Here is a 17,617-nt window from a genome sequence, read left to right as displayed (position 1 = left end):
GGAACGGCATGAAGGACATTCACATCATCGGCGTCCCGTCCGACTACGGCCAGAACCGGCGCGGCGTGGACATGGGCCCGAGCGCCATCCGCTACGCGGGGCTGAAGGAGAAGCTCGAGCGGCTCGGCTACGAGGTGGCCGATCTCGGCGACGTGCCGGTGCCGACGCCGGAGACGAGGCGAATTGAGCACCAGAAGCTGAAGTACCTGCGCGAGGTCGTCTCGGTCTGCGAAGCGCTCTGCGAGAAGGTCGAGGGCGTGCTGAAGGGCGGCCACACGCCCGTCATCCTGGGCGGCGATCACTCGATTGCCATTGGGAGCCTTGCCGGCATTGCGCGCGCGGGTCAGCCGTTCGGCGTGATTTGGTTTGACGCGCACGGCGACATGAACACGGATGAGACCACACCTTCGGGCAACATCCACGGCATGCCGCTCGCGGCAAGCCTCGGGCTCGGCCACGACGCGCTCACCGGCATCGGGGGGATTCGCCCGAAAGTGCGGCCCGAAAACGTGGTACTGGTCGGCGCGCGGTCCATCGATCCGGAGGAGCGCGAACTCATTCGCCAGTCAGGCATTCACGTGTTCACCATGCAGGACGTCGATCGGCGCGGCATGGACGCGGTCATGCAGGAGGCCATAAGCATCGCTTCGGCCGGCACGCGCGGCATCCATTTGAGCCTCGATCTCGACGCGCTGGATCCCATGTTCGCCCCGGGCGTCGGCACGCCGGTCAACGGCGGCTTCACCTACCGCGAGGGCCATCTCGCCATGGAGCTGTTGGCGGCGAGCGGAAAGCTCCTCTCGGTCGACGTCGTCGAGGTGAACCCCATTTTGGATCACCGGAATCAGACGGGCCGCATGGCCGTGGAACTGTTGGAATCGCTGTTCGGCAAACGCGTGATGTAAAAGCACAGGGTGCCTCCGCATTCGGGAGGCACCCTGTTTCGTTTCGCCGCGAGCTTCAGCCCTTCGTCTCCACGTAGCGCACATCGCCCAAGCCGGCGACATCCTTCTGCACTTCGATCCGCCCGCGGTCGTTCTCGCCGAGGACAATCCAGCGGCACTCGGGCAGTTCGCGCAGAGGGCGATCGGCGAGATCGCCGAGATCGCGAAGTTGAAAGAGCTCGCGCACCTGTTCGGCCACCTCGCCGAGCGTCGCCTCGGGATGCTGGCGAAGCCAGCGGCGGGCTTTGCGCGCGAGGTCCTTGCCGGATCGCGTCAAATACAAGAGTTCTTGGTCCAAACTGCATTCCACCACCTATCGCTTGTTAAAGATCAATATACAAGAAAAAGACGGCCACAACATCAAAAATTCTCTAAACAAACGGTTGCTGCGCGAGGCGGGTCGTCGGGCGAAAAGCCGGGCGCGCCCGCCGGCGCCTCAGGCGAGGCTGTCCAGGATGTCGCGCAGGGACAGGTCTGCGCCCGCCAGCGACTCGTCGGCGACGCCGTAATACATGTGGATCACGTCGCCTTCAACCCACGCCCCGCAGGAGAACACGACGCCGCGGAAAAAGCCCGCCAGCTCGTACGGCGCCTCGGGCTTCAGGATGGGCTCGGCGGATCGCGCCAGGACGCGGGACGGGTCGGCGAGATCGACCAGACAGGCGCCCATGGCGTACTCGTTCTTCGCGTTGGCGCCGTGGTACAGGATGAGCCATCCCTTCTCGGTGCGGATGGGCACGGCGCCTCCGCCCACGCGCAGGCTGTCCCAGCTGTCCTTGCGCGGCGCGAGCAAAAACCGGTGATTCCCCCAGGCGCGCAGGTTCGGCGACTCCGCAATCCAGATGTCAAGCTCCCCGAGTCCGCGGGGCGCCGGGCGATGGAGAAGGTAGTAATGTGAGCCGATGCGCTCGGGAAACAGCACCACGTCCTTATTCTCCGGCGGAAGAATCAGACCGAGCCGCCAGACGTGGTGAAAATCGCGCGTCGCGGCCAGTCCTACCGCCACGCCGTGATCGGACACCGCCGTGTACGTGATGTAGTGGACGCCGCCGATCTCGGCCACCCGCGGATCCTCCACGCCGAAGGCCTCGTACGGCGTCTCCGGGGCGAGAAACGGCTTCTCGTCCACGGTGAAGTGGCGGCCGTCGCGGCTTCGCGCGAGGCGCAGATGGGACATGGACGTGAGCCACACCGTTTCGCCGGTGTCCTTGCGGCGCACGGCGCGCGGATCGGAGAAATCGTAGTGCGGATCCGAGCGCTTGAACCAGTGGACCTCGACCGTTCGGTGCGCGGGATTGTACACGGGCACGCCGACGGCGTCCTCGTCCGCGCTCGCCTGCTCAGCCACGCGCAGGACGAGCACGGTCTCGCCGCCCACGCGGGCCACGCCCGCGTTGAAGGCACCAATGACCTTCATGTCGGGATGAGATGGGGGCACGTCCTTCGGGGTGATGAGCGGATTCTCGGAATAGCGCCGGACCTCCATGAGCTCTTCCTCCTCACCAATTCGCAATTTGGCCGCCGCGGTGGTTTTGCGCAAACACGCTCGGAGGCGGATCGAAATCCTTGTGCGAGACCGAGACAGGCGGCCCGATGCCCGTGCTCGACGTATAGACGGCATCGAACGTCGGATCGAACACCAGCCAGCGCTGCCCGTCCCAAGCCTCGTCCCACTGGTGACTTCCCCAACCCAAAAGCCCCAGCGCCTGTCCCTGCACCACGAGCGCAGGGATACCCAGGGCGCGAAGCAGCCCGGCCGCTACGCCGGAAATGTCTTGGCACACGCCGTGCCCGAGAGAGAGCGTGGTGGTCATCTGCTGCCAGGGCACCTGGCCCGACTTGTACGCCGGCCAGTTGTACCAGATATGTCGAGATGCCCAGTCGGACACGGCCTCGATCTCGGCATCGACGGCGCTCGGCGATGGATGGGCGGCTGAATCCGGAAGACCTGCGGCGCGCACCACCGACACCGCCAAGTCGCGAATGCCCGCCGATTCGTTGTCGTTGATGAGCCAACTCTGAAGAAGGCCGAGGCGCGTTTGCGGGAGGCTTTGCGCCGCACATTCGATGGCGCGGCTGAAGGCAATGGGCTTGAGCGCGAGTGACGCTTCGTTTTGGACCTCGTCGACTTGGACATCGAGGCGCCCGGAGAACGGAAGCAGAACGGTGGCCTGAAGTCGGCCGTCGTACATGCGGGCGCTGTACTGGTGCACTTCCCCAGGCACATCGTGCGATTTGACTTCGATGAGCACCTCGCCCGAAAACCCGTCCTGCGTCACGAGGCGGATAGGAAGTGCCGGGCTGAGCGGGTTGTACAGCGCGAGCGAGGTCACCCCCGCTTCCCCGTAAAACCAGGGCTCGGGCCAGCTATCGCCCTCGACCTGCACAGCGCTCGACATCACACCGGACGGCGGCAGCGCGACTTGCGGCACCGGATCGCGCACGACAAACGCGGATCCCTGCCATGACGTCTGCACGTGAAACGCCGTCAACAGCGACTGGAACGCATCCATCGCAATCCAGAATTGCCCGTTTCGTTCGACCGCATGCGCATCCACGGGCCCCGCGTACGTCACGGTGTCGCCGTGGGCCGGCTGCCAAAACCAGATGTCGAGCGGCCCCGCGGTCGGCGGCGTCTGGGATCCGTCGGGCAGATCCCCCACCACCCACCCGTCCGGCGTGAAGGACTGCGGGATATGCATGAGGCGAAACGCCTGCACACAGGCGGTCAGCGGCGCGTACACCGCGCCGGATTGCCTCCACCACGAGACGGGCACACGGCCGGCGCCCGAGACGGATATGGAGCCTGACGCGGCCGCCTCGGCCGTGGCGGGAACGCTGCCTGCGCTGGCACAGGCGGAAAGCGCGATCGCGGCACAGAGGGGGCGGAATGAGGACACGAACGGCACCTCCAGCAACTGCATGCTGGAACAATACGCCACAGGTCGACAAATTCCTGCGTTCCACGGCCATATCCCATCGAGATTTCCCGAGAAATATCGGGGCGTGTCGAACGGAAGCACGGACAGGAAATCGGCACCTGATGTCGAAGTGTATGGGCGTAAGGCGGGATGGTCCGCGCTGCCGGGCGATGGGCCCCTGGCGGCCAACACGGGGAGGAACTTACATGTCGAGGATGCGAAAGGTTGGATACGTCCTTTTCGCGCTGGCGGGCAGCCTCTGGGTCGTGACCGGATGCGGCGGCGGGTCGTCCGGTGGCGGCGGCACGGTGCCGTTGAACAACACCACCAACACGTCCACGTCCAACGAGTCGCAGAACGAGACCAACAGCACGCCGACGCAGAACAGCTCAGCGCAGAATGGCACGCAGGCGAACACGAGCTCGAGCAACGGCTCGACGGGATCGTCCTCGGGCGGCGGCTCGCAACCTGCGGGCGCAAGCGCGTTTCCTTCGATTGTGCAGCAGGCCATGACGAGCCTGGGTGAAAACGGGTTCCAGGGCGCCGATGCGCCGACCTTCGTCCCCCAGCCTGCGGGGAACGGAGCCACGTCATACGACGCGCACAACACCCAGCCGACGTCCAATGGCCCGCAGTTTTTGACCGGCTATCACGTGGATTTGCTGACGGGGGGACAGCCGTACGCCTCGTACGAGGTCGACCACTTCGCCTCGTCGAGCCAGGCGGCTACAAGCATGTCTGCCTTTGCGCGCGCCGCGCACGGCGGTTTGACCGCGTCGGGCGGCACGGGCATCGTTCTGCCGAACAACCACGCGGCCCAAATGGCGACGGTGGGCAACTCCACCGTCGTGTACTGGTCGGATTCCGGTTGGAACTTCCAGGTCGTGAACGAGAACACGTCGGTCCCGCCGACCCCGATTGTGGACAAGCTCGTGAACGCACTCTCGAACGCGTCTCTGCCCTCGACGGACGGCGTCGGGCGGGTGATTGTGGACAACCAGGACCCGTCGGGATCGGACGTCACGGTGACCGTCATCTGGAGCCAGAACGGAAACGTGTACGAGGTGCAGACGACGAGCAGCGCGCAGTCGCCCATCTCCTCCGCGCTGCAGATGGCGGGATCGATGCGGCCGTACTGGTCGTGACGGCTGGAGAAGAAGGGCGCACCGCCAAAGCCTGACGGTGCGCCCTTGTCGTCAGTTGTTGTCGATCTGAGCGCGCTGCAGCCTGCCGCTGTAATCGACGTACACGGTTTTCCATTCGGTGAAGACGTCGAGAGCGGCCTGACCGGAGTCGCGGTGTCCGTTGCCGGTGGCCTTGGTGCCGCCGAACGGCAGGTGAATTTCGGCGCCCGTGGTGCCTGCGTTGACGTAGACGATGCCCGTGTCGAGATCGCGCATGGCCCGAAAGACCCGATTCACGTCGCGGGTGAAGACACTGGCGGACAGCCCGTAGCGCACGCCGTTGTTGACCTGGATGGCCTCTTCGAACGAGTCGACGGCGATGACGCTGAGCACCGGGCCAAAGATCTCCTCCTGGGCGATGCGCATGTCGGGTTGGACGCCCGCGAACACGGTGGGCGCGTAGTAGAAGCCTCGGGCGAGAGGTCCTTCCGTCAGCCTGCGCCCGCCGGTGACGAGGCGAGCGCCCTCGTCCACGCCGATGCGGACGTAGCCATCGATCTTGTTCAGCGCCTCCTCGTGGATCACCGGTCCCACGTCGATGGACGGATCCAGTCCGTCGCCGACGCGGAGCGCCTCGACCCGCGGCACGAGGCGCGCGAGCAGTTCCGCCTCCGCCGCACGCTCCACAATCACCCGGCTGGCGGCGGTGCAGCGCTGGCCGCTCGTACCGTAGGCGCTCCAGAGGATGGCGTCCACGGCGAGATCGAGATCGGCGTCGGCGAGCACGGTGATGGCGTTCTTGCCGCCCATCTCGAGCGACACGCGCTTGAGATTCGCGCCGGCCCGGCTGGCGATGTGGCGCCCCGTTTCGGTCGATCCGGTGAAGGAAATCACGTCGATGCCGGGGTGATCGAGCATGGCCTCGCCGACGACGGGGCCGTCGCCGAAGACGACGTTCAACACGCCGGGCGGCAACCCGGCCTCCTGATAGATCTGCGCGAACGCCCGCGCGAGGAGCGGCGTCTCCTCGGCCGGCTTCCACACCACGGCATTGCCCGCGACGATGGCGGGGAGCGACTTCCACGACGCGATGGCGATGGGGAAGTTCCACGGCGTGATGATCCCCACGACGCCCACCGGCGCGCGCACGCTCATGGCGAACTTGTCGGGAAGTTCGGACGGCGTCGTCTGTCCGAAGAGCCTCCTGCCCTCGCCCGCCATGTACTCCGCCATGTCGATGGCCTCCTGCACCTCGCCGCGCGCCTCCGCGATGACCTTGCCCATCTCCATCGTCAGGGTTCGCGCAAGCTCTTCCTTGCGATCCCGCAACAGATCCGCCACGCGCCGGAGCACCTTGGCCCGCTCGGGAGCGGGCACAAGCCGCCACGACGCCTGCGCCTCGCGCGCGGCGCGCACGGCGAGATCGAGATCGCCCGGGCCGGATCGCGCCCAGAGGCCCAGCACCTCGCCATTGGCTGGGTTCACGTTTTGCCCGTACTGCCCCGTGGACGGTTCCCGCCACTCGCCTGCGATGAAGTTCAGACACGGTTCAAAGCGATGCATGCGCCTCACCCTCCGTCACATCGCGGATGACGGCCGCGAAGATTTCGAGCCCTTCGTCCAGCACGTCCCACGGGATGTTGAGCGGGCACAGGAAGCGAATGGCGTTGTTGTACACCCCGCATTTCATGAGCAGAAGCCCACGCTCCATCGCGCGGCGCAGGATTTGCGCCACCATCTCCGGGTACGGTTCCATCGTGTCGCGGCGGCGCACGAACTCGACGGCGAGCATGGCGCCGCGGCCGCGCACGTCGCCGATCTGCGGGCAGTCGCGCATGAGCTCAGTGAGTTTCGCGCGGATGCGCACGCCGACCTCGTCCGCCCGCTGAACCAGCCCCTCCTCCTCCATCACGTCGAGCACGGCGAGCCCCGCGCTCGCCGCCACGGGATTGCCGACGTACGTGCCGCCGAGCGTGTTCTCCGCCGGCGCGTCCATGACTTCGGGCCTCCCGAACACGCCCGAAAGCGGCAGCCCCGCCGCGATGGACTTGCCGCACGTCATGAGATCCGGCACCACGCCCTCGTGCTCCATGGCGAAAAACCGCCCCGTGCGCCCGTATCCCGTCTGGATCTCGTCCGCAATGAGCAGAATCCCGTGTTGGTCGCAGAACTCGCGCAACAGCGCGAAGAAGCCTTCCACCGGCACGATGTAGCCGCCCTCGCCCTGGATGGGCTCCGCGATGACGCACGCGATGTGGGCCGGATCGAACCAGGTGACCGCCGCGCGGTCGAGAAACCGGCGGAACTCGTCGAGCGTCGGCCCGTGCGTCGCGCTTGGGAACGGCAGCCGATACACCTCCGGCGCGTAGGGACCATAGTGCGCCTTGTACGGATGCAGCTTGCTCGTGAGGCTCATGGCCATGTAGGTCCGCCCGTGAAAGGCCCCGTCGAACGCAATCACGCCCGGCCTGCCGGTGGCCCTTCGCGCAATCTTGATGGCATTCTCCACCGCCTCGGCGCCGGAGTTGAAAAAGAGTCCCTTGGCGCCCGGAATGCGGGTTTTCGGCGCCAGGCGCCTGGCCAGATCGATGAGCGGCGTGTACGGGAACATCGTGTAGTCCGTGTGCGTGAACCGCTTGGCCTGCTCGATCACGGCCGCCACCACCTTCGGGTGGCTGTGCCCGACGTTCAGGCAACCGACGCCGCCCACGAAGTCGATGTAGCGGTTGCCGTCGAGATCGTACAGCAGGCTGCCCTCGGCTTTGACGATCATCGCGGGGAGAAAGGGCCTGTACGCGCGCGCCAAGTACGTTTCGGCGTCCTTGAGGTACCCTGCGCTCGCCGCCCCCGGGAGCGTCTTCACGTCCGCCATCGTGCACCGCCTCCTTGAGCGAATCTGCTTCAAGGTATGGAGCAAGCGCCGTGCCAGGTGCCAGGCCGCGCGCTGTCGGTGTATGATGATTCTGACACCGCAAAATCGGCGCGCAAAGCGCAAAAATCCGGAGCACTTGCGCGAGGAGGGCGAGGCCATGGAGCCGAGCGTGGCGGCGGACGTGTGGAAGCTGTATCAGGAGATCCTCGAATTCGCGCCGGTGGGCGTGCACGCGGTCGATCGCGAAGGGCGCACGCGCGTCTACAACCGCGTGATGGGCGAGATCGACGGGTATCGGCCCGACGAGGTGCTGGAGAAAAACGTGTTTGAGCTGTACGAGCTCGACGAAGAGACGAGCACGCTCTGGCGGGCGCTGAAGACGGGGCACCCGGTGCAGATTGACGAGCAGGTGTACGTGGCGCGAAACGGGCGCCGCGTCGTGACGCAGAACCGCACCAAGCCGGTCGTGATCGCAGGCGAAATCATCGGCGCGATGGAGATTGCCGTGCCGCGCGAAACGGGAGGCGCAGAGGAGCCGGCGGGGGCGCGCGGAAGGCGCCGGTTTGCGTTTGCGGATATCCTGGGGGAAAGCCGGGCCATAAGGAGGGCGGTCGATCTCGCCCAGCGCGCGGCGCGAACCGATCTGCCGGTGCTGCTCGTGGGCGAGACGGGCACGGGCAAGGAACTGTTTGCGCAGGCCATTCACGGCGCGAGCGCGCGCAAGCACGGCCCGTATTTGGCGCAAAACTGCGCGGCGTGGCCGGAAGGGCTTGCGGAAAGCGTGCTGTTTGGCACCAGGCGGGGCGGGTTCACGGGCGCCGTGGATCGCGCGGGCGTGTTCGAGCTGGCCTGTGGAGGGACGCTCTTGCTCGACGAGGTGCACGCGATGTCGCCGGGTGTGCAGGCGAAGCTGCTCCGCGCCCTTCAGGACGGAGAAGTCTGGCCGATTGGCGCCAAGCGGTCCATCGCGACCGATGTGCGCGTGATCGCCGCGATGAACATGCCGCCGCGCGTCGCACTGAGCCGCGGCCTGATGCGGCCGGACCTGCTCTACCGCATCGGCGCCGTGGCCATCCACCTGCCCCCGCTTCGCGAACGGCGCGAGGATATCCCCCTGTTGGCGAACGCATTTTTGCGCAGGTACGGAGGCGGACGCGATGTGCGCCTCTCGGCAGACGCCCTGGCCTTTTTGACGAGTCACGACTGGCCGGGCAATGTGCGCGAACTGGAACAGACGATGCGAGCCGCCCTGGCCCTTTGGCCGGAAGCGCCCGAAATCACGTTCGGGATGCTGCGGGCCGCGCACCCGCTCCTCGAGGGGAGCGCACAGGAGAATGAGGCGCATCCGGCTCTGCCCGGTTCGCGGCCCACGCGCCCGTCCGACGACGCGATTCGCGAGGCGTTCGAAGCAGCTTCGGGCAATTTGACACAGGCGGCGCGGGCGCTCGGCATCAGCCGGCAGCGGATGCAGTACCACGCGCGGCGCCTCGGGTTGAAAACCTCGTCGCGGCCGACGTGACAACCGTGCAAACGCGATGAACGGCCGGAAGGCGGCGCGGGCCGCCAAAGCCAAACCACCACCCGAGTGCGAATGTCGCACGGCGCGAGCCGCCGGCACCTTCGATCGCGTCAGCGGAAACCGCGGCCGGCTGTCCGACAGTTGGCGCCTTGGCCGCGTCAGCGGGAGGCGCGCCGGCGCGATCGCCCTCGACCCGACTTCGCCCCGCGCCCCTTGCGCTCCTCGCCCACGATGGCGCGCAAAAGCGCCCAGACGGCAACGGGCACGCCGGAAAACATCAGCCAATCGATGGGCACGTTGTACCGCTCGAACGCGAAGAAGAAGGAGAACACGGCCGTGTAGTAGAGAAGCGTCAGCCAGATGAGCAAGAGCTCGCGCCGCCGCCCGCGGGCAAACACCATCGCGACGAAGTGGCCGACGATGGACGCGTCCACCACCCAGGTCTGCAGCCCGCGAAGCGAAGCCTCCGTGATGCCGAAGATGGGAATGGGCAGGTACGCGCGCAGCCAGAGAATCTGCGGCTTCAGCCAAAGGTACGTCGTCCAGAACGACGACGGGTTCGTCTTCAGCCATTCGCCCATGCGTTTGAAGGCTATCTGCTTCTGCAGGCGAAACCACGTCAGTTCGTGCATCGACTGCGGCCGCAGGCTCGGGTACTCGCGCAGCAGCTGATGCTCGATGGCGCCCTCGTTGGTCGGCGGCGGATACCCATAGCCCTCGAAGGTGCCAAGCAGAAGCGGGTTCCAGCTGTCGTCGGTGAAGAGGATCAAGCGGTGAAACACCATCTCGTTCCGGATCCACCACGGCGCCATGAACAGGAGCCCGACGATCGCGGCCGCCCCAAGGTGGCGCCAAAGAAGCGCTCTCGGATAGCCCTTCATGATGAAATAGAGCAGTGCGAAGACAATCCAGAGCGCGACGTTCGGCCGGACGTAAATCGCAAGCATGAACAGCACGGCAAGCCCAAGCACGTCCCGCAACCGCCTGGACTCCGCGACTTTGAACGTGAAATCGAACATCCAGGCGAAGACCGCCATGAAAAGCGGCTCCGTGAGAAAGAGCGTGTCCACCAGCACTTCCGGGGGATACAGCGCGATGGCCGCGGCGACCACGGCGCCGACCCAGGGCCGGCTGATCCGGCTCAGCGCGCGGTAGATGCCCGCGATGCCGAGCGTCGCGATGAGGGTAAACACGATTTTCCCCGCGTAGAGGCCGACGGTCCCCGTCCCAAACATCCAGATGATCCCGGCCAGCAAGAGCGTGATGCCCGGCATCATGTGCACCGTCGGCGCGTTTGGCGTGTAATACGAGAACGTGCCCTTCTGCAGGAGCCAAAGCGCGCTTCGGTAGTAGCCTTCGTCGTCGCTGTGAATCGTGAGATGCGGCCCGTACACGAAGATGGTCACAAGGCGCGGCGCGAGGGCGAGCAACCACAGCCATACAGGCGCGCCGAGCCATGTCCGTCCGATTCGCATGGTGAAAAACTCCTGTGTCTGGGATTTCCTCATCCGGCCGCCGGTCCGGTCGGCGAGCCTCGAAAGCTAGTCTATCATACCTCCGAATCGATGGGGTGGCGGGCGTCCGCGCGAAGCCTTGCACCGTAGGCATCAGTTCGTGCCGCTCGCCGAGTCCTCTATAATCTCTCCTCGCTCGATGTCGTAGAAGCCCCACCGCGACTCTCCGGGCATCTCGGCCACCAGATGCACGGGCAGTTGAATCTCGCACGACTGGTGCGACGTGTCGTCCGGATACCTGCCGCGATAGTGAAGGCCCGACGGTTTGAAAAACACGGCGTCTACGAGAAACCGGCGGCCCTCCAGTTCCACGTAGCCGAAGCTGCCCGGAAGGATGACCCGCACCCGCGAATCGCCCTCACTCGCCGCGGCGGCCTCAGCCTCGCCGCCCACCGGCGTGAGCGTCTCGCGCAGTGAGGCGACCCATGCCTTGGCGATGGGCCTGAGGTCGGGATCGATCTCGTCCCAGAAGCGCGCGTGCATGAATGCCTCCATCTGCTCGGCCACCCGCGGCAACACACCGGGCTCCAGGATGCGCGCCGCGAGGTGCAGGCTTCCGTAGACGCGATCATAGAGCGTGATGAGGCGGCTGTCTTGCGGCAATGAATGGTTTCGGACGCCGTTCACGCGCGCAGTGCCTACGGCGACGTCCTGGGTGTCGAAGGGCACGACGAAGGCGTACGCCTCCAAAAGGAGGCGCCTCAGGGCGTCGAGATCGGGCAGGTCGGGGTAGAAGAAGGACACGCCGTGGGTCACATACCGGCGCTGGAACATCGGCATGTCGAACTGGACGCCGCGCAGATCAGGGTCATTGTGGATGGGGTAATCGAAACGGCGGGGTGTCCTGCCACGATACTCGAAGAAGCCGGTTACCATCTCGTGCACCAAGAGATCGCTCGCGATGATGAAGCCGGCGCCCGCCTGATACACGGCCGTGCCGGGGCGATCGATCTGAGGTGAAATGCGCGGCGGCATGGTTTTCGGCTTCGTGTGGTACTGTTTCTCGGGCCGCACGACGATTTTGCCCGACGGATGATACACGCGCGTGACGCGGTAGCAGCGGCCCATGTATCGGTAGATGGCGCCGGGGTACGCCTCGCGCATCAATTGGGACACCGACAGATCCCCGAGCTTGTCCAACTCGTTTGCCGTCTGCAGCTCGACCGTGAAGCGCCGCTCCATGTCGCGCAGGAGATACGTGCGGTGCGGGCTGTCGCCTGCCTCAATGCGCATCGTCTCAAACTCGGGAGGGATCTGGCCGGATCGCTCGGCCAAGCACAATTCAGCAAAGCCGTGCGGCCACTCCACCGCTTGGGAGAGCTGAAACGCGTCCGAATCGCCCGGGCGGCGGTTGAGGGCGAGATCGTGCTCGCCGCCGATCCCGGCGAGGCACATCGCGTGGATGTACTGCGCCCGGCGGTGATCGAGGTACAGGACGGCCTCGGTGAGCGGCCGCTGCCATAAAAACGACGGATTTGCGAGCACCGCGTCGTCGAGCGCCGTTTGAGCGTGCAGGATGACGACGTGCCCTGGCCCGTGGCGCCCGACGCGGCCGATGCGCTGCAGGAGGCTCGTCTGCGACTGAGGGACACCGACGAGCAAGGCGACATCAAGGTTCGGGATGTCCATGCCGAGCTCGAGCGCACTCGTGCTCACGACGCCCCGTAGCGTGCCCGATGTCAGCCCGCGCTGGATGGCTTGGCGATCCGCCTCCTCATACCCGGACCGATACGGCAGGATCCCGACCTGCTCGAGTTCCCGCAAGCGCCTGCCCACCGCCTCATCATCGTCGGCCTCTTCCTCGTCCTGGCGCTGCAGAATGGAGCCGATGATCTCGACCCGCTGGCGGCTGTCGAGAAACGCGATGGCGCGGTGTCCTTGGCCCGCGATGTGGCGAAGGAGAAGTGCCACGGCCTGCAGCAAATCGCCGCCCGCAGGAAGGGCCACAAATTCCACATGCGTCGGATGGCGCGGCGACGTGTCGTCTTCCGATCCAACCACGCAAAACCTCCGCCCAAACAATTTCGCGACGTGCTCTTCCGGCTTCGCGATGGTGGCCGAGGCCGCCACGATGCGAAACGCCCCGCCCAGCGCGCGCGTGGGATACATCGCAAGCACGCGCGCCTTGTACCGTTTCGCCATGGTGTCGATCCCGGCCGCGAAAAACAGGGCGCTCTTTCCGGAGGCGGTGCCGGTGGCTAGGCACACGTTCTCCCCTTGGCAGGCCGCGCGGATGGCCTTCACCTGATGCCGATACAACCCGCGAGGATAAGTGGCCTCGAGATACCGGCTCGCCTCCGGGGCCAATTGGGCCGCGAGGGACGAGACCGACTCGTACCCAGCCTCTCGCGGCGGCAGTGTCCACTCGTGCAGTCGCGCAAACCCGTGCTTCTCATAAAAGGCTTGAAGATCCACGTCCATCCCTCCGCCTCGCTCGTCCTCTTCAACATATCAAATTGGGCGAAGTTGTCATGGTAAGTTCGCACAAAAGCTTGTCCAATTGCGTCGACTCAGCAGGAATTTGGGCGAGGAAGAGCGTATTGGTTTGTATCACCAGACGCGCACAGGTCAGCCAGAGGTGCCACAGGGGAGTTTCGGAATGGCGCAGGGATCCGCAACCCACGAGGTTTTGATTGCATTGGGCTTCATCTACGGACTTATCTTCGGATCGTTCGCAAACGTCGTGGGCTATCGGCTGCCGCGCGGGGAGAGCGTGGTCTGGCCGGGATCGCACTGTCCCAACTGCGGCCGCAGGCTCGCGGCGTGGGAACTGGTGCCGGTCTTGTCGTGGGTTGCACTTCGCGGGCGCTGCCGGACGTGCAAAGCGCCCATCTCGTGGCGATACCCGGCCGTCGAGCTCGCCACGGGTGTGGCGTTCGCACTGTCCGCGGCCACCGCGAGCGGCAACTACGCAAAGCTCGCGGTCTGGTGGGCGTTCTGGCTGTACCTCGCGTCGGCCGTCGCGTGCGACCTCACGTCCCTCATCCTGCCGAACGTGCTGACGCTTCCCGCTGGCGCCATTTTCGTGATCGCAAGCGGACTAACCGGTATTCGCACGTGGCTCATGGCCATCGCCGGTGCCGCGGTGGGTTATGTCATCGTGGCGGTCATTCACTTTGTGACGGGTGGCAAGATGGGCATGGGCGACGCGAAGCTGAACCTGGCCATCGGCGCGATGCTCGGGCCGGGCTACATGGTGATGGCCTTCGTGCTGGCCGCCGACTACGGCATGCTGGCCGCATGGCCCCTGCGGCTCGCGGGGCTCATCAAGCCCCGGCAGCCCATCCCGTTTGCGCCGTTTCTGGCGCTCGCCGCAGCCACGTGCGCGTTTGTGGGACCGGACCTGTGGCACCTGTACGCGCATCTGACGGGCCTCGGACCGTGACGCAAGCGAGAGGCGAGCGTCTGGCGGTCGCTTTTTCCGGCACCGCCGCCGCATTGTTGTACCAGAGGGGCATCCGCCGCGGCACGGGACTTGCTGACACCGTCGTCTGTGCCTGCGCGTCGACCGCGGAACGCCATCAGAGGGAGGGTTCAAATCGTGCAGATCGATGAAATCTTGGCTTTGGCGAAAGAGAAAGAAGCTTCAGACGTTCATCTGTCAGCCGGAGCGCCCGTGACGTACCGCGTTCACGGCGATCTCGAGCCGATGGGCGGCAAGCTGATGCCCATGGACCTGGAGGCGTTCGCGCGCCAGATGCTCTCCGACGAGCGCTGGCAGCGGTTCATCGAGGCGGGCGAGATCGACTTCTCATACAGCATCCCTGGGGTGGCGCGCTTCCGCGTCAACGCGTATCGCCAGCGCGGTTCCATCAGCATCGCGGCACGGCTGATTCCGCAGCGCATCCCGACGATGGAGGAGCTGAATTTGCCGTCCGTGTTCAAGGCGCTGATGAATCGCCCGTATGGACTCGTTCTGGTGACCGGCCCGACCGGAAGCGGCAAGAGCACCACGCTCGCGGCGGTGCTCGATGCCATCAACCAGACGCAGCGCCGTCACATCATCACGCTCGAGGATCCGATTGAGTACCTGCATACGCACAAGCTGTCGATCATCGATCAGCGCGAAATTGGCCAGGACACCTCGGGCTTCGCGCCGGCCCTTCGCGCCGCGCTCCGCCAGGATCCGGACATCCTGCTCGTCGGCGAGATGCGCGATCTCGAAACGATTGCGACGGCCATCACGGCGTCGGAAACCGGCCACCTGGTGTTCGCCACGCTGCACACGTCGGACGCGGTGCAGACGGTGGAGCGTATCATCGACGTGTTCCCGCCCGAGCAACAGGGACAGATCCGCATCCAGCTCGCGGGGGTGCTCGCAGGCGTGGTCTCGCAGCGGCTGCACCGCACGCGCGACGGCCGCGGGCGCGTGGCATCGTTTGAAGTGCTCGTCAACACGCCGGCCGTCGCGAACCTCATCCGCAGCGGCAAGACCCACCAAATTCCGGCCATGATGCAGACCGGCCGTCAGTTCGGCATGATCACCATGGAAATGAGCATTCGGGAATTGGTGCAACAGGGGAAGATCTCGCCCGCAGTGTTGCGCCAGTGGCAGCCTGCGCAGCTCACGCAGCCGTCGTGACCAGGCGGGCCGCATCCATACAAAAATTCCCGCTGGACGCGACCAGCGGGGATTTTGTATGGCCGGGCGCGACGGGGACTGAGCAGAGGTCAAAGACGCCGAGCCACGCGGTTCGCACTTGCGGTTTCGCGCGGAGCGGCCGCGGTCATACCGGCCGCGTGAAGCGGCAGCGGGGATAGTTCGAGCACCCGTAAAATTCGCCGCGCTGTCCTTTCCGTATCACCAACTCGCCACCGCAGCGCGGGCAGATGTTGGCGGCCAACTGCCGTTTCATCTCGCGAATGCCCTTGATGTGCTCCTGGCGAGCCTTGTCGCCCTTGATGTGGACGGATTGCAATCGTTCCACGACCAGATTCACCGTCTCTGCGGAGATGAGCAGGTCGCGATGCGCGCGGATGGCCTTGGCCACATCGCGAAAACGGACAACTTCAGCCTTCTGCGATTCGACGTCAAGGCGCGCCTTGTCGTTGAAGGCAACAATCGAGCGAAACGCGCTTCGCGGCACTTCGGGCACCGCATACGCCAAGGCTCGAATGTGTCCCTCGTTTTGGACCACGGGGCTCAGAAAGCGATGCTTGGTACGCCGATTGAGCACCTGCGTCCATTCGTTCCACGCATCTTTTCCCACGATGATGCCTTGGTAGTTTTTTGTCTCTATCACGAAGATCCCGTAGGGCGACACGACGACGTGATCGATCTGTGTCCGCTTTCCGTCCTCACGCGGCACGAGCAGATTGTGCAGCACACGATATTCACCCCGGGGCAAGGACGAGAGCCGCTTCCGAATGATCCTTTCCCCCGCGTAGCCGATGAACTGAGGGTTACGCAGGAGGTAGGCCATCAGGAGAACCAACGTCAAGATGGCAACGACATAGACGGTTTTCAAGGACGCCTCTCCTCTCAAGTTGGGCAACGAGCTTTCAGACGCGATTTCTCGTCAGCCGGTCCGATAATACACAGAGAGCGTAAAGTTGGCCGTGTCGCCGCTCGCGGTCCCGGAGACGCTCTGCAACTGAACCGTCATCAGGCGCGGCGCTGTGACGAGATCGGCAAAGAACGACTCAAGGCTGGCCGTGGTTCCCGTCGCCACGACGCTATATTGAAGGCTCGACAACGCCCCGTTACCCGGCGAAGGGCTGCTTGAGGCCGGTGTCGAGGAGCTTTCGGCTCCGCTGGACGCCCCCGTCGACGGCGTGCCGCTCCTCGCATTGCCGTAGGCCACCGACACAAGCGTCACATCGCTCCGTTGCGCAATTTGATTCAGTAACTCGAGCGCATTGGCCTCGTGCGCGCCAATGGGCACGCGCGACAGAACCGACTTCCCATGCTCTTCCGCCTGCTGCTGACGCGCACGGACCTGACCCAGCGAGGCCAGCGTCTGCTCCAGAGAAGAACGCTCCTGCGCGAGATTGGATAGCTGACTCAACGCGGGAAGCACGCCGATGAGATACACCAGAAGCAGGATGATCACCACGCCAAGCACCAGCAAGATGGTCTTGTCCCGCTGAGTGAGCGATCTCGACATGGTCAACTTCACGGCGCGCCACCCCCCGACTTCAAGACCACGGAAAGCGTGTAATCATAACGGTAGTTCGCTCCACCCGATCCCTCGACGATGGCGTGTCCCAACGGGGCCTGCCCAGCCCCTGGCATAGGAGTCCCACTGGTTTGCAGCGCTGCTGCGGTGAACGACGCGCTCTGCACGAAAGGTTCGCGCAAAAGGTCGGCCTCAAAGTCAGCCACGCTCGCGACGCTATTCGTTCGGCCGGCGACGGTGAGTGTCGATCCCGTCTGCTGAATGGAATCTACGGTCGTCATCTCAGACACATCGTGCTCCAAGGCTCTCAGGATGACATCGTAATGCGTGGCTGATTGCGCCACTTGCTGCGCTGCCGTCTCCTCCTGCGCAGATTGATTCGTCGAGACGGATTGGGTCTGCGCCTCCAAGAGTTGCACCTGCTGCTGCAGCTGATGGAGTGAAGATGCGGACCTCGCCGCCGCGAGATGAGCCGCGACGATGGCGGCCACACAAATGACCGCGACGCCGCCGCCCATGACGATCCACGGCCAGCTCCCGCGGACCGGCGTGCGCATACGGACAGAGCGGCTGACCGGTTTGGGCATGAGATTGATGTCCACAG

The 17,617-nt window shown here is 65.1% G+C and carries 15 protein-coding genes; 5 read left to right on the top strand and 10 right to left on the bottom strand.

Annotated features, from left to right (window positions below; translation table 11 throughout):
* Positions 1–8 precede the first annotated feature (8 nt).
* Positions 9–905 carry an arginase gene (gene rocF, locus J3481_RS09820; protein WP_206831862.1) on the top strand — a complete coding sequence of 299 codons (897 nt, stop codon included), beginning with the start codon at positions 9–11 and terminating at the stop codon, positions 903–905.
* 55 nt (positions 906–960) lie between these two features.
* Here rocF and J3481_RS09815 read toward each other — a convergent pair whose 3' ends face one another.
* The 3 genes from J3481_RS09815 to J3481_RS14970 all read right to left on the bottom strand — a co-directional run bounded on the left by J3481_RS09815 (position 961) and on the right by J3481_RS14970 (position 3,844).
* Positions 961–1,242 (bottom strand): hypothetical protein, encoded by a 282-nt coding sequence (locus J3481_RS09815; protein ID WP_206831861.1) that lies wholly within the window; start codon positions 1,240–1,242, stop codon positions 961–963.
* A 138-nt stretch (positions 1,243–1,380) separates the two neighbouring features.
* A complete protein-coding gene (locus J3481_RS09810) occupies positions 1,381–2,430 on the bottom strand; it encodes a glycoside hydrolase family 130 protein (protein WP_206831860.1) in 1,050 nt (349 codons plus the stop codon).
* 13 nt (positions 2,431–2,443) lie between these two features.
* Positions 2,444–3,844 carry a transglutaminase-like domain-containing protein gene (locus tag J3481_RS14970; RefSeq protein WP_328702093.1) on the bottom strand — a complete coding sequence of 467 codons (1,401 nt, stop codon included), beginning with the start codon at positions 3,842–3,844 and terminating at the stop codon, positions 2,444–2,446.
* 227 nt (positions 3,845–4,071) lie between these two features.
* Here J3481_RS14970 and J3481_RS09800 point away from each other — a divergent pair, with 227 nt between their 5' ends.
* Positions 4,072–5,010, top strand: a complete 939-nt coding sequence (locus tag J3481_RS09800; RefSeq protein ID WP_206831858.1) for a hypothetical protein — start codon at positions 4,072–4,074, stop codon at positions 5,008–5,010.
* Between the two features lie 51 nt (positions 5,011–5,061).
* Here the strand turns inward: J3481_RS09800 and J3481_RS09795 are convergent, their stop codons facing one another.
* Positions 5,062–6,552, bottom strand: a complete 1,491-nt coding sequence (locus J3481_RS09795; RefSeq protein WP_206831857.1) for an aldehyde dehydrogenase family protein — start codon at positions 6,550–6,552, stop codon at positions 5,062–5,064.
* Positions 6,539–7,861 (bottom strand): 4-aminobutyrate--2-oxoglutarate transaminase, encoded by a 1,323-nt coding sequence (gene gabT, locus J3481_RS09790; protein ID WP_206831856.1) that lies wholly within the window; start codon positions 7,859–7,861, stop codon positions 6,539–6,541. Before gabT ends, J3481_RS09795 begins: the two co-directional genes overlap by 14 nt.
* A 157-nt stretch (positions 7,862–8,018) precedes the next feature.
* On the opposite strand from gabT, the gene J3481_RS09785 reads away from it, so the two are divergent.
* Positions 8,019–9,380, top strand: a complete 1,362-nt coding sequence (locus J3481_RS09785) for a sigma-54 interaction domain-containing protein (protein ID WP_206831855.1) — start codon at positions 8,019–8,021, stop codon at positions 9,378–9,380.
* A 158-nt stretch (positions 9,381–9,538) separates the two neighbouring features.
* Here J3481_RS09785 and J3481_RS09780 read toward each other — a convergent pair whose 3' ends face one another.
* Both J3481_RS09780 and J3481_RS09775 read right to left on the bottom strand, forming a co-directional pair.
* Entirely contained in the window at positions 9,539–10,855 is a 1,317-nt protein-coding gene (locus tag J3481_RS09780; RefSeq protein ID WP_206831854.1) for an ArnT family glycosyltransferase, read from the bottom strand.
* Between the two features lie 132 nt (positions 10,856–10,987).
* Positions 10,988–13,315 (bottom strand): helicase-related protein, encoded by a 2,328-nt coding sequence (locus J3481_RS09775; RefSeq protein ID WP_206831853.1) that lies wholly within the window; start codon positions 13,313–13,315, stop codon positions 10,988–10,990.
* A gap of 178 nt (positions 13,316–13,493) precedes the next feature.
* On the opposite strand from J3481_RS09775, the gene J3481_RS09770 reads away from it, so the two are divergent.
* Together J3481_RS09770 and J3481_RS09765 are read left to right on the top strand one after the other, a co-directional pair.
* On the top strand, positions 13,494–14,279 hold the full coding sequence (locus tag J3481_RS09770; protein ID WP_206831852.1) for a prepilin peptidase: 786 nt from the start codon (positions 13,494–13,496) through the stop codon (positions 14,277–14,279).
* A gap of 153 nt (positions 14,280–14,432) precedes the next feature.
* Complete coding sequence (locus tag J3481_RS09765; RefSeq protein ID WP_328702095.1) at positions 14,433–15,476, top strand: type IV pilus twitching motility protein PilT; 1,044 nt, start codon at positions 14,433–14,435, stop codon at positions 15,474–15,476.
* Between the two features lie 145 nt (positions 15,477–15,621).
* Here J3481_RS09765 and J3481_RS09760 read toward each other — a convergent pair whose 3' ends face one another.
* Genes J3481_RS09760 through J3481_RS09750 form a run of 3 tightly spaced genes read right to left on the bottom strand, consistent with a single transcriptional unit; the run spans position 15,622 to position 17,615 of the window.
* Positions 15,622–16,362, bottom strand: a complete 741-nt coding sequence (locus J3481_RS09760) for an NERD domain-containing protein (RefSeq protein ID WP_206831850.1) — start codon at positions 16,360–16,362, stop codon at positions 15,622–15,624.
* Positions 16,363–16,413: 51 nt separating this feature from the next.
* The gene (gene gspM, locus J3481_RS09755; RefSeq protein ID WP_206831849.1) at positions 16,414–17,013 is read right to left on the bottom strand and encodes a type II secretion system protein GspM; all 600 of its coding nucleotides are present in this window, start codon (positions 17,011–17,013) and stop codon (positions 16,414–16,416) included.
* Entirely contained in the window at positions 17,010–17,615 is a 606-nt protein-coding gene (locus J3481_RS09750; RefSeq protein ID WP_206831848.1) for a PilN domain-containing protein, read from the bottom strand. The genes gspM and J3481_RS09750 overlap by 4 nt, the downstream gene beginning before the upstream one ends.
* Between the last annotated feature and the right edge of the window lie 2 nt (positions 17,616–17,617).

The organism is Alicyclobacillus fructus (genome assembly GCF_017329605.1).
In the GTDB taxonomy this organism is placed as follows: domain Bacteria; phylum Bacillota; class Bacilli; order Alicyclobacillales; family Alicyclobacillaceae; genus Alicyclobacillus; species Alicyclobacillus fructus.
Note: the sequence above shows the minus strand (reverse complement) of the source record. Positions and strands in the feature narration are given on the sequence as shown.